General features: G+C 55.4%; 14 protein-coding genes. 2 read left to right on the top strand and 12 right to left on the bottom strand.

The window, feature by feature from the left end:
- Positions 1-66: 66 nt before the first annotated feature.
- The 7 genes from rplI to ppsA all read right to left on the bottom strand — a co-directional run bounded on the left by rplI (position 67) and on the right by ppsA (position 6,186).
- On the bottom strand, positions 67-519 hold the full coding sequence (gene rplI, locus B9Z44_RS12085) for a 50S ribosomal protein L9 (RefSeq protein WP_108358970.1): 453 nt from the start codon (positions 517-519) through the stop codon (positions 67-69).
- Between the two features lie 11 nt (positions 520-530).
- The gene (gene rpsR, locus B9Z44_RS12080; protein ID WP_044397946.1) at positions 531-812 is read right to left on the bottom strand and encodes a 30S ribosomal protein S18; all 282 of its coding nucleotides are present in this window, start codon (positions 810-812) and stop codon (positions 531-533) included.
- Between the two features lie 12 nt (positions 813-824).
- Positions 825-1,115, bottom strand: coding sequence for a primosomal replication protein N (gene priB / locus B9Z44_RS12075; protein WP_104799311.1), 291 nt, complete (start codon positions 1,113-1,115; stop codon positions 825-827).
- Between the two features lie 20 nt (positions 1,116-1,135).
- Entirely contained in the window at positions 1,136-1,501 is a 366-nt protein-coding gene (gene rpsF / locus B9Z44_RS12070) for a 30S ribosomal protein S6 (RefSeq protein WP_104799310.1), read from the bottom strand.
- Between the two features lie 73 nt (positions 1,502-1,574).
- Positions 1,575-3,569, bottom strand: coding sequence for a VC_2705 family sodium/solute symporter (locus tag B9Z44_RS12065; protein WP_170108501.1), 1,995 nt, complete (start codon positions 3,567-3,569; stop codon positions 1,575-1,577).
- Complete coding sequence (locus B9Z44_RS12060) at positions 3,559-3,786, bottom strand: hypothetical protein (protein WP_108402547.1); 228 nt, start codon at positions 3,784-3,786, stop codon at positions 3,559-3,561. The genes B9Z44_RS12065 and B9Z44_RS12060 overlap by 11 nt, the downstream gene beginning before the upstream one ends.
- Before the next feature lie 9 nt (positions 3,787-3,795).
- A complete protein-coding gene (gene ppsA / locus B9Z44_RS12055; protein WP_108358974.1) occupies positions 3,796-6,186 on the bottom strand; it encodes a phosphoenolpyruvate synthase in 2,391 nt (796 codons plus the stop codon).
- A gap of 179 nt (positions 6,187-6,365) precedes the next feature.
- Between ppsA and ppsR the strand changes: the two genes are divergently transcribed.
- Positions 6,366-7,193 (top strand): posphoenolpyruvate synthetase regulatory kinase/phosphorylase PpsR, encoded by an 828-nt coding sequence (gene ppsR, locus B9Z44_RS12050; protein ID WP_108358975.1) that lies wholly within the window; start codon positions 6,366-6,368, stop codon positions 7,191-7,193.
- A 70-nt stretch (positions 7,194-7,263) separates the two neighbouring features.
- On the opposite strand, the gene B9Z44_RS12045 is transcribed toward ppsR, so the two are convergent.
- The gene (locus B9Z44_RS12045) at positions 7,264-7,671 is read right to left on the bottom strand and encodes a GlcG/HbpS family heme-binding protein (protein ID WP_108358976.1); all 408 of its coding nucleotides are present in this window, start codon (positions 7,669-7,671) and stop codon (positions 7,264-7,266) included.
- Between the two features lie 172 nt (positions 7,672-7,843).
- Between B9Z44_RS12045 and B9Z44_RS12040 the strand changes: the two genes are divergently transcribed.
- Positions 7,844-8,530, top strand: a complete 687-nt coding sequence (locus tag B9Z44_RS12040) for a Bax inhibitor-1/YccA family protein (protein WP_108358977.1) — start codon at positions 7,844-7,846, stop codon at positions 8,528-8,530.
- A 73-nt stretch (positions 8,531-8,603) separates the two neighbouring features.
- On the opposite strand, the gene rlmD is transcribed toward B9Z44_RS12040, so the two are convergent.
- The 4 genes from rlmD to surE are packed head-to-tail and all read right to left on the bottom strand — an operon-like array spanning position 8,604 to position 12,355.
- On the bottom strand, positions 8,604-9,998 hold the full coding sequence (gene rlmD, locus B9Z44_RS12035) for a 23S rRNA (uracil(1939)-C(5))-methyltransferase RlmD (protein ID WP_108402546.1): 1,395 nt from the start codon (positions 9,996-9,998) through the stop codon (positions 8,604-8,606).
- Entirely contained in the window at positions 9,998-10,780 is a 783-nt protein-coding gene (locus tag B9Z44_RS12030; protein ID WP_108402545.1) for a peptidoglycan DD-metalloendopeptidase family protein, read from the bottom strand. The genes rlmD and B9Z44_RS12030 overlap by 1 nt, the downstream gene beginning before the upstream one ends.
- A gap of 16 nt (positions 10,781-10,796) precedes the next feature.
- On the bottom strand, positions 10,797-11,600 hold the full coding sequence (locus tag B9Z44_RS12025) for a protein-L-isoaspartate(D-aspartate) O-methyltransferase (RefSeq protein WP_108402544.1): 804 nt from the start codon (positions 11,598-11,600) through the stop codon (positions 10,797-10,799).
- A complete protein-coding gene (gene surE, locus B9Z44_RS12020; RefSeq protein WP_108358981.1) occupies positions 11,597-12,355 on the bottom strand; it encodes a 5'/3'-nucleotidase SurE in 759 nt (252 codons plus the stop codon). The genes B9Z44_RS12025 and surE overlap by 4 nt, the downstream gene beginning before the upstream one ends.
- Position 12,356: the final 1 nt, after the last annotated feature.

Below are 12,356 nucleotides of genomic sequence, written 5' to 3'. Positions count from 1 at the left end.
CTGGGGAAATGCAAAGAACAAATAAAAAAGCCGCTCCGAAGAGCGGCTTTTCAGGTGCGGGGAAACTTAAGCAGTCTCGCCTTGCACGTTGACAGTGATTTCAACAATCACGTCCGTGTGCAATGCCACGCCCACAGCGCTTTCGCTGACTGTTTTGATCGGGCCATGAGGCATGCGGATTTGAGCTTTCGCCACTGGGAAACCTTCTTTCGTCAACGCTTCAGCGATGTCGTGGTTGGTCACAGAGCCGAACAAACGACCGTCCACACCCGCTTTTTGGCTGAGCTTGATGACTTTGCCAGTCAACTTCTCGCCTTGAGCTTGTGCAGCAGCCAATTTCTCAGCAGCAGCTTTTTCGAGTTCAGCGCGGCGCACTTCGAATTCTTTGATCGCTGTTTCAGTGGCGCGACGTGCGCGGCCTGATGGGATCAAAAAGTTACGGGCGTAACCATCTTTCACACGGACGATTTCGCCGAGGTTGCCGAGGTTCACGACCTTGTCGAGCAGAATAATTTGCATGGTCGGTCTCCTTAGATCTTGTGCTGGTCGCTGTATGGCACCAAAGCCAAGAAGCGTGCGCGCTTGATGGCAGTGTTCAGCTGACGTTGATAAATAGCGCGTGTGCCAGTCAGGCGTGCGGGGATGATCTTGCCGTTTTCGGCAATGAAGTCACGCAATGTGTCGACGTCTTTGTAGTCGATTTCTTCAACGCCAGTGACGGTGAAGCGGCAGAAGCGCTTGCGCTTGAAAAGCAATGATTGCGTGTTGCGCTTTGGGCGCTTGTCTTTGTTGAATTTCTTGAATGTGGCCATGATCTGGGCCTCCTATGAAATTTGCTGAAAATCTTGAATGTGAAAAACGACGTTTTTGCTGTTACGAGGTGAGGCTAAAAAGCCGCTGAACTGCCAAAGGCTACCGAGGGGAAGTTGAGCGAGACGCTCAGCCAAAGATCCCAAGGCGACTGTTTTGACGGTTGCTTTGACTTGTCGCTTTTGCCCTGCTTCTTGAATTTCAGACTCGTGTTCGAGACTCAAATCAATGGCGGGTAAACCGGCTGGGGTGTATCGCAGGGCCGAGGCCTCCACAACACAAGCATTCAAAACAACGTGGTTCAAACCTTGTAGTAAGTCAGCAATTAGCCCGCGAACTCAGCTTGCTGGTTCTTGCGAGCTTCTTCGCGCTCGACTGTCTTCATCATGATGGAAGGCGCGGTGTCGGCCTTCTTACGCAAGACAGTCATGTGGCGCAACACAGCATCGTTGAACTTGAACGCGTGTTCGAGTTCAGACATCACAGCTTGGCTAGCTTCGATGTTCAAGCAAATGTAGTGAGCTTTGGCAAGCTTGTTGATCATGTAGGCCAACTGGCGGCGACCCCAGTCTTCCGTACGATGAATAGCACCACCACCTGCGGTGATCATGCCTTTGTAACGCTCCAGCATGGCTGGAACTTGTTCGCTTTGATCCGGGTGGATCAACAAAATGATTTCGTAATGACGCATGGACACTCCTTGTGGATGTGAAGCTGCCTGCGGCGTCTGACGCTGGCAGCAAGGGAAAAGCCTACGATTATAGTCAATTTTTATCTCGGCAAAGCTGGCTTACCAAAATGCCAAAGCACAGCCCCACCGGAACACCAAAAACGCCTGAGCAAACTGGGTCCAAATCCCACCACAAGGTATTGACCGCTTGCAGCTGAAGACGCATCTGTACCCATGGGTGGTTGGAAGCGATGTAGTACAAACTCACCGCCAAGCCCGACACCATCGCGGCAATAGCGCCTAGGCGCGTCATGCCACGCCAGTAAAGACCTAATAACAGCACCGGAAAAAAGGTGGAGGCAGCCAAAGAAAAGGCGCAGGTCACCCAAAACAAAATGCTCACCGGACGGTTCGTGGCAAACCAAGCAGCCATCAAAGCCACCACCATCAGCAAAATTTTCGACAACATGACACGTCGCAGCGGTGGCGCGTTCGGGTCCGCCGTCTGAAAATACAAGTCTTGCGCCAAGGCGTTCGAAATGGTCAGCAGCAACCCATCTGCTGTCGACAACGCGGCGGCCAACGCTCCTGCTGCGAGCAAGCCTGTGAACACCGAAGAAATGTGCGTCATCTCGGGTACACCCAACACCAAGTAGTCATTGAACAAACGAATGTCTGCAAACTGCACGATGCCATCTTGGTTGTGATCCTGAATGCTCAAAAGCGCCAGCTTTCGCAACTTCAAACGATCGGCCCAATCGGGGAGCTGGTCTAAATGCGCGCCGACCAACTCGTTCAACACGAATGATTTCAGCAAGACGGCTAAGGCAGAAGCGCACAAGTACACGATCACAATGAAGAACAACGCCCAAACGATGGAGCGCTGCGCCTCTGCTGGCGTTGCTGTTGTGAAGGAACGCACCAACACATGAGGCAACGCAGCTGACCCCAACATCAAGCAAAAGATCAGGGCAAGGCTATTGAACCAACCCTGATTCCACCCAGCCAGATACGGCGCCTGAAACCCTACAGGTCGACTGATGGCTTGAGCAAACACTTCTCGCTCAGCCTGCCAAGCCCCCACCAAACGGTCCACCGTTGGCTCTCGCCATGCGGGATTCGCCTCTAAGCGCTGGATCTCGCGCAGCGGCGCATTGTCAGCCTTCGCCCTCGCCACTTGGCGCATCACTGTTTGACGTTCGATTTCACGTGCGTTCACGGGATCGGCAATCTTCGCGTCCAAGTTACTCATGCGCAGGCTGATCACTTCACGTGTGGATTGCTCGGCGGGATCCGCTTCAATTTGTTTAGCGCGGGCTTGAATCTGCGGCAGCGACTGCGCCGCTGCAATCGTGACAAATGGATGGCCTTGTGTTTTGAACGACACCGCCATGCTCAACACGACCATCGAGACAACGATCACCACGCACTGCACACCTTGGGTCCACGTCACGGCACGCATACCGCCTAAGAACGAGCACAAGAGCACGCCCCCCAAAGCCAAGAACACGCCAAGCTCAAACGTCAAACCAGACAACATCGAGGCCACCAAGCCAATGCCGTAAATTTGTGCCACCAGGTAAATGCTGGAACACAAAATAGCCCCCCAAGCGGCCAACCAGCGCACGGCATCGCTGTTGAAGCGGCGACCTAGAAATTCAGGAATGGTGATCGATTGCGAGCGGTTGAGCTTGGCTGCGAATAAAAAACCCAAGATGCAAAAGCCGCCCGTCCAACCCAGCAAATAAGCCAAACCACCGGGGTGCTGCCCATCCCCCACAAAACCATCGGATAACAACAGTCCGGTTAAGCCCAAAAAAGAGGCGGCAGAAATCCAGTCTGCCGCCGTTGCCATGCCATTCAGCGGCGCGCTAATGCGCCGCCCCGCAACAAAATACTCCTCAGGAACAGTTGTTCGGCAGAACATGCCGATCACGGCATAGCCGATGATCGATAAAACCAAGAAAAACCCGTTCACCAAAGCCCGAGGCACGCCAGCAAAGTCGGCCAAAAGCAGCAGCAATGTGAGCACGACCAAACCAGCAAAGCCACCCAACAGCAAAGGCCACGGCCAGGACTTAAGGCGCATGGTCATCACGCTGGGACGCTTGCGTGCCCCACCAAACCAAAAGAAAATAAAGAATGGGAACGGCTTGCGCGACCCACAAAAAATGCAGCATCGTCATGTCTGGCAACAGCCAAGCCACCGCCAACGATCCAATTGTCAGCACAACCAAAGCCAGCAAGCCCCACCGAGAGCGAAGGGGCAAGCTGGCTGAACTGATGCGTGCTGGAGGTTGCTGCATCAAGGCTGTTTATTTAGCCAATGACTTCCAAGTGTCAATCACGCTGTCTGGGTTGAGCGAGATGGAGCTGATGCCCTCGTCTGCCAACCATTGCGCAAAGTCGGGGTGGTCGCTGGGGCCTTGGCCACAGATGCCCACGTACTTGCCTTGCGCCAAACATGCGGCAATCGCTTTGCTCAGCAAAGCTTTCACAGCAGGGTCACGCTCGTCAAAGTCAGCGGCCAACAACTCCAAACCGGAATCACGGTCCAGACCCAAGGTGAGTTGGGTCAAGTCGTTGGAACCGATGGAGAAACCGTCGAAGAACTTCAAGAAATCGTCGGCGAGGATGGCGTTGCTTGGTACTTCGCACATCATGATGACCTTGAGGTCGTTCTCTCCGCGCTTCAAACCGTGTTCGGCCAACAAGTTGGTCACGCGTTCGGCTTGACCCAGGGTACGCACGAATGGCACCATGACTTGCACGTTGGTCAGGCCCATGTCTTCGCGCACGCGACGCATAGCTTCGCATTCCATCGCAAAGGCTTCACCGAAGTCTTCGCTGATGTAGCGTGCGGCACCACGGAAGCCGAGCATTGGGTTTTCTTCCTCTGGCTCGTAGCGGCTGCCACCAATCAGTTTGCGGTACTCGTTGGACTTGAAGTCCGACATACGCACGATGACTGGCTTTGGATAGAACGCAGCCGCGATGGTCGCAATGCCTTCGGCCACTTTGTCCACATAGAACGCGCGAGGCGAAGCGTGGCCACGGGCCACAGACTCCACCGCCTTTTTCAAGTCGGCATCCACATTGGGGTAGTCAAGAATAGCCTTGGGGTGCACGCCAATATTGTTGTTGATGATGAACTCCAAGCGGGCCAAACCCACGCCTTCGTTGGGCAACTGGCAGAAGTCAAACGCCAACTGTGGGTTACCCACGTTCATCATGATCTTGGTTTTAATCTTGGGCATTTCGCCGCGTTGCACTTCGGTCACTTCGGTCTCTAACAAACCGTCGTAAATCATGCCGGTGTCGCCTTCTGAACAGCTCACGGTCACGAGCGTGCCGTCTTTGAGACGCTCGGTTGCGTCACCGCAACCCACCACCGCAGGAATGCCCAACTCACGCGCAATGATGGCGGCGTGGCACGTACGGCCACCGCGGTTGGTCACGATGGCGCTGGCACGCTTCATCACAGGCTCCCAGTTAGGGTCTGTCATGTCGGTCACCAACACATCGCCGGGCTGAACGGTGTCCATCTCGCTGATGTTGTGCACCAAGCGCACAGGGCCCGTACCAATCTTTTGACCAATCGCGCGACCTTCGGCCAGCACGGTACTGTGGCCTTTGAGTTTGTAGCGGAATTCAGATTGGCCTTTGGCTTGGCTCTTCACAGTTTCTGGGCGTGCTTGCAAGATGTAAAGCAAACCGTCTGTGCCGTCTTTGCCCCATTCGATGTCCATGGGACGGCCGTAATGGGCCTCAATCACCATGGCGTAGTGGGCCAATTGTTCGACGTCAGCGTCTGTCAGTGAATAACGGTTGCGCAGCTCTGTGGGCACATCGGTAGTCTTGACCAATTTGCCGGTGGCTTTTTTCTCTTCGGCCGTCGAGAACTCCATCTGCAAGAGCTTGGAGCCCAAGTTGCGGCGAATCACAGCACGCTTGCCTGCTTTGAGGGTTGGCTTGTGCACATAGAACTCGTCAGGGTTCACAGCGCCTTGCACCACGGTTTCACCGAGGCCGTAGCTTGATGTGATGAACACCACGTCTTCAAAACCAGATTCGGTGTCGATGGTGAACATCACACCAGCAGCGCCCAAGTCAGAGCGCACCATGCGTTGCACGCCGGCAGACAAAGCCACATCGGCGTGGGCAAAGCCCTTGTGCACGCGGTAGCTGATGGCGCGGTCGTTGTACAACGAGGCAAACACCTCTTTCATCTTGTGCAGCACTTCGTCAATGCCATGCACGTTCAAGAAGGTTTCTTGTTGGCCGGCGAACGAGGCGTCAGGCAAGTCTTCCGCTGTGGCAGATGAACGCACGGCGAATGTGGCGGCTGCATTACCTGCAGACAAAGTGGCAAAAGCTTCTGCAATGGCTTTTTGCAAGTCGGCAGGGAAAGGCTGAGCTTCCACCATGGCGCGAATTTCGGCACCGGCCTCAGCCAAGGCACGCACGTCTTCAGTGTCGAGCGCGTCCAAGCGGGCGTTGATTTTGTCGACCAATCCGTCGTAAGCCAAAAACTCACGGAAGGCATGAGCTGTGGTGGCAAAGCCGGTGGGCACGCGAACGCCTGTGGGCAATTGCGAAATCATTTCGCCGAGGCTGGCGTTTTTACCGCCAACGGATTCGACGTCAGTCATTCGAAGTTTTTCGAAAGGAACCACCAAAGCGGTAGGGCTGAAAAGTGCAGTCATAGACAAGCTCCAAAAGTTAAAACGGGTGCGGCCATGCAGCGCGGCGACTTTTTAGTTTTTCGAATGGGTCGATCAGTCTGCTTGGCGAAATTCGGATAATGCAACATTGTAGGTGGCCGATATGGCGCCTCGCCCGCCAAAACCTGTCTTTTTGGCTTTACCCACTTTGAAAGTTTTTCATGCCCAATCCCAGCGTTTTCTTTGTGTCTGACGGCACCGGCATCACCGCAGAAACCTTTGGTAACGCCATCTTGGCGCAGTTCGAGGTGAAGTTTCGCCACATCCGGATTCCGTTTGTGGACTCGGTAGACAAAGCGCACCAAGCCGTGCGTCAAATCCTTCACACGGGCGAAATCGAAGGCCGTAAGCCGATTGTGTTCACCACACTGGTGAACATGGAGGTGTTGAGCGTCATCTTGGAAGGCTGCAAAGAAAAAACCATGCTGATGGACATGTTTAGCATCTTTGTGAACCCACTCGAAAAAGAACTGGGCATCAAGTCAAACCACCGTGTGGGACGTTTCTCTGATGCGAGCAAGAGCCAGGAGTACCGGGATCGCATCGAGGCCATCAACTTCAGTTTGGCGCATGACGATGGTCAGCTCAACCGCGATTTGGAGTTGTCTGACGTGATCTTGGTGGGCGTGAGCCGCAGCGGCAAAACCCCCACCAGCTTGTATTTGGCCATGCAACACGGATTGAAAGCCTCCAACTACCCGCTTATTCCCGAAGACTTTGAGCGCCGCCAGTTGCCCCCTGCCCTGATGCCACACAAAAAGAAAATCTTTGGACTGACCATTCAACCCGAGCGCCTGAGCGAAATTCGCAACGAACGCCGCCCTGACTCCAAATATGCCAGCTTGGCCAACTGCCGCCACGAAGTGGCCGAAGCAGAGGCCATGATGCGCCGTGCGGGCATTCGCTGGTTGTCCACCACCCACAAGAGCATTGAAGAAATTGCCACCACCATCCTTCAAGAAATCAACCCTGAGCGTTTGATTTACTAAATTTCAAACGCCCACAAAAAAGCCCCGCAGCTTCTAAAACTGCGGGGCTTTTCTTTGAGAGCGCTCCGATTTACAGACCGATAGCCGCAATGCCTGCCTTGGCAATTTGCGCGTCTTCGTTGGATTTGACGCCGCTCACGCCCACAGCGCCAATGCACTGGCCATCTTTCATGATGGGAACACCACCTTCGAGCATGCCTTTGATTTCAGGCGCGCTCAAAAAAGAAGTACGGCCGCCGTTGATGACGTCTTCGTAAATCTTGCTTTCGCGACGACCCAACGCTGCTGTGTGGGCTTTGGCTGGGGCGATGTGCGAAGAAATAGGCGCGGCACCATCCAAACGCTGCAGATTCAACAAGTGGCCGCCGTCATCCACGATGGCGATGGTCACGGGCCAGTTGTTTTTCAAAGCTTCCGCTTCAGCGGCTGCGGCAATGGCTTTGACGTCGGCAGATTCGAGAAAGTGTTTGGTTTTCATGAGGTGCAAATGTGAAGAGTAGTAAAACCCCAAGCATACCGACTCTGAACACCCCACTGCCCCACTCAAACGCAAAAGAAACCTCAATAAAAGTAAGCGATAGAGTCACCACACTTGAAACCTCTAGAATGCGCCTCATCTGAATGATCAGGTTTTATCTGGAGAGCTAAACATGAATGAACACATTCAAACCGTTGACTACTACGTCTTGCCGGCGCAAGAACGCAACCGCGTGGTACGCAACACCTATTGGCTGCTTGCACTGAGCATGTTGCCCACCGTGTTGGGCGCTTGGGTTGGCGTGGCCACCGGCATCAGCTACGCCATCTCTGGCGTGATGGGCATGATTTTGATGGTGGCTGGCGCCTTTGGCTTCATCTACGCCATTGAGCGCACCAAAGAAAGCGCCACCGGCGTGTACGTGCTGCTGGGCTTCACCTTTTTCATGGGCCTCATGCTCTCGCGCATGATCGCCATGGTGTTGGGCTTTAAAAATGGTTCGGAACTGGTGATGACTGCGTTCGCAGGCACCGCAGGCGTGTTTTTTGTGATGGCCAGTTTGGCCACCGTCATCAAGCGCGACTTATCTGGCATGGGCAAATGGCTCATGGTGGGTGCTGTCGTTTTGATGGTGGGCAGCATCATCAACGTGTTCGTCGGTTCATCGGCAGGCATGATGGTGATTTCCATGTTGTCCATGGCCATCTTCAGCGCCTTCATGCTGTATGACTTGAAACAAGTGATGGACGGCGGCGAAACCAACTACATCAGCGCCACGCTGACCTTGTACTTGGACATCATCAACGTGTTCCAAAGCTTGTTGTCCTTGCTCGGCATCTTTGGTGGCGAACGCGAATAAGCGTTTGAAGCGCCAACAAAAAAGGGACCTCACGGTCCCTTTTTTACATCTGCAGTTTTTTGAGCTCTGCTTTTTAGATCAAATCGAACACAGCCATGCTCTCGACGTGCGCCGTGTGCGGGAACATATTCACCGCGCCAGCAAACGACATGCGATAGCCTGCTGAATTGACCAACACGCCCGCGTCGCGCGCCAAGGTCGCAGGGTTGCAGCTCACATACACAATGCGCTTCGGAGGTGTCCAGCCCTGGCGAAGCTCGGGCTGCTGATGCAGTTCAGCCAAGACCTGCACCAACGAGAACGCCCCCTCACGAGGGGGGTCGACCAACCACTTATCTGCCGAACCGTCTTGGCACAACAACTCAGGCGTCATTTCAAACAAGTTACGCGCCACAAAGCGGGTAGGTGCCAAAGGCTTGTCGCGGTTGGCTTGGTTGAACACATAGTTCTCGCCCGAACGGGCCACCAAAGCCTCGCTGCCCTCAATGCCCAACACCTCGCGGGCGAGTGTGGCCAATGGCAGCGTGAAGTTACCCAAACCGCAGAACCAGTCAATCACACGCTCGGTCGGCTTCACATCCAGCAAACGCAGGGCACGCGTGACCAGCACACGGTTGATGTGCGGATTGACCTGCGTGAAGTCGGTAGGCTTGAACGGCATGGTGATGCCAAACTCAGGCAAGGCGTAAGAGAGTGACTCACCCAAGGCGCCGTCCATCAAACACACCGTGTCTGGGCCTTTGGATTGCAGCCACCATTGCACGTTGTGTTGAACAGCAAAAGCGCGCAAAGCATCCATGTCATGTGCGCTCAACGGCTCCATGTGACGCAGCACCATCGCGGTCACGTGATCGCCACAGGCCAATTCGATTTGCGGCAAAGTCTCGCGCGCTTCCATGCTGCCGATGAGCTTGCGCAGCGGCATGAGCATGGCGTTGACATGCGGCGGCAAGATGGGACATTGGCGCATGTCGGCCACATAGCGGCTCTTGCGCTCGTGAAAGCCCACCAGCACTTCGCCCTTTTTCACCACATAGCGCACCGACAAACGGGCGCGGTAACGGTAGCCCCATGCAGGGCCTTGGATGGGACGAAGAATAGTTTCGGCCTTGACCTTGCCGAGATGCCACAGGTTGTCTTCTAAGGCGCGCTGCTTGACCGCGATTTGTGCAGCCGCATCCAAGTGCTGCATCTTGCAGCCGCCGCATGCGCCTGCGTGCAAGCCAAAGTGGGGGCAGCCTGGTGTGACGCGCTGCGACGATTCGTGCAGCACTTCCAGCAATGAGGCTTTTTCCCAGTTGTCTTTTTTGCGATGCACATTGGCGCGCACCACCTCAAACGGCAAGGCCCCATCGACAAACACCACTTTGCCATCGGCGCGGTGGCCCACGCCTTGCGCGTCCATGTCCATGGATTCGATGGTGAGCGCGTTATCCGGCCATTGTTTTTCTGTCGTGATCTCGGTCATCAGTTGCCCTGCAAATACTTAGCAGGATCAACCGGCTTGCCTTGACGGCGAATTTCAAAATGCAGTTTCACTTGGTCGGCGTCGCTGTTGCCCATCTCGGCAATTTTTTGGCCACGTTTGATGGCTTGGTCTTCTTTGACCAACAAAGTTTGGTTGTGCGCGTAAGCCGTCAAATACGTGTTGTTGTGTTTCAAGATGATGAGGTTGCCGTAGCCGCGTAAACCTGCGCCGGCGTACACCACACGGCCATCTGCGGCGGCCAACACGGGGTCGCCCACTTTGCCACCAATGTCCAAGCCTTTGTTTTTAGACTCGTCAAAACCAGAAATGAGGTTGCCGCGTGCGGGCCATTGAAAGCTGATCGCATCCTCTGCAGCCGAAGGCACTGGCAACGGTGCTGGCGCCGATGCAACAGGGGCAGACGCTGGCGCGGCGGCAGGCGATATGGCAGGACGTGCCACAGCCACGTCAGGCGCTGGCGGGGCCACTCGTAACACTTGACCTGTTTCGATCAAGTTGGGGTTGTCCAGCTTATTCCAACGGAGGATGTCGCGCCAGCTTTGGCCGTTGTCCATGCCAATGCGAATCAAAGTGTCACCGGGCTTGACGGTGTAGTAACCGGGCTTGCCAGCGTTTTCAGCACCCGGCAACACACGCGTGGCTCCACGTACACCGCCAATCGAGTGGTCATCCACGGGGGCGAGACGGCCTTTGTTAGAGCAACCCGACAGCGCTAAAGCTGCCACGAGGGCAGCAAGACCCCACATTCCGGCACGAAACATTCTGAATTCCCTGTATTCAAGCAATGCCTGATTTTAGAGGTACAAAGTTCACGGGTTCGAGAAGCATTTGTTGAAAGCCTTGAGGCGTTTTGTCGATCACAACCAAAGCTTGTTGACCGCTTTGGGTTTGCGTCGGCGCGACCAAGCGCCCCCCCATGGCGAGCTGATCCATCCAAGCTTGCGGCACGTTCTCACCGCCCGCTGCAGAAATGATGGCGCTGTAGGGCGCGCCTTGCGCGTAGCCCAGCATGCCGTCACCAAAAATCATGTGGACGTTGGGCAAACGCATGGGACGTAGGTTCTCACGCGCTTTGTCATGCAGGCCACGCAAGCGCTCAATGCTGTAGACCTCACGCGCCACACAAGCCAGCACCGCCGCTTGGTAGCCGCAGCCTGTGCCGATCTCTAAGACGCGGCCCATCAGCTGTGCACCTTGCAAACCCGGCGCTTCGCGCAACAAGGCAATCATGCGGGCCACCACGTTGGGCTTGGAAATGGTTTGACCCAGGCCAATCGGTAAACTCGTGTCTTCGTAGGCTTGGTTGACCAAAGCACTGTCCACAAAACGATGCCGCTCCACGCGGCCCATGGCTTCGAGCACTACCGCATCGTCAATGCCCTGCTCTGCCAGTTTTTTCACCATGCGCGCGCGAATCGCCGACGAGTCCAAACCCACGCCCGTGGGGCTGGCCATGCCCACAGGTTTGGCACGGGCGGGCGACTGTGGCGTCACCACACGCGTGGCACCCAGCAAAGTTTTGGGCGCGGCTTGCGGTTTGCCTGAATCTAAACGCGCCGGAAAACTGGGGCGTTGCTTCATGCGTGCGCTCCGCTCAAACGCTTGGTCCACGCTGGCAAGCTGGCATGTTCCGTCAAGTCCACGTGCAACGGCGTGACAGACATGTGGCCTTCAAACGTGGCATGAAAGTCGGTGCCATCGCTGTCGTCTTTGGCAGCGCCAGCGCTGCCAATCCAATACATGGTTTCGCCGCGTGGGCTGGTTTGCGTGATGACACGCTCTGCCGAATGGCGTCGTCCCAAACGCGTGACACGCAAGGGTTTGATGTGTGCAACGGGCTGGTTGGGAATGTTCACATTCAACAACCAAGGCGAGCCCGCCACTTGAGGTTGCGCCATCATTTGTTGCACCAGCTCACGGGCTTTGGCCGCCGCTGCATCAATGTGGCCCCAGCCTTTTTCGACTTGCGAAAAGGCAATGGCGGGAATGCCAAACAAATAGCCTTCCATCGCCGCACCGACCGTGCCCGAGTAAATCGTGTCATCGCCCATATTGGCGCCGTTGTTGATGCCAGACACCACGAGGTCAGGTTTGTAGTCCAACAAGCCCGTGAGTGCGATGTGCACACAATCGGCAGGTGTGCCGTTCACGTAGCGAAAGCCATTGCTCGCTTGGCTCACATACAGCGGTGAATGCAAGGTGAGCGCGTTGGACTTGGCGCTGTTGTTGTGCTCGGGCGCGACCACTTCGACGCGGCCCAAGTCTTTGAGCGCCTCGTACAAAGCCACAATGCCCGGGGCTTGAAAGCCGTCGTCGTTGGAGATCAGAATATTCATG

This window comes from Limnohabitans curvus (genome assembly GCF_003063475.1).
GTDB lineage: Bacteria > Pseudomonadota > Gammaproteobacteria > Burkholderiales > Burkholderiaceae_C > Limnohabitans > Limnohabitans curvus.
Note: the sequence above shows the minus strand (reverse complement) of the source record. Positions and strands in the feature narration are given on the sequence as shown.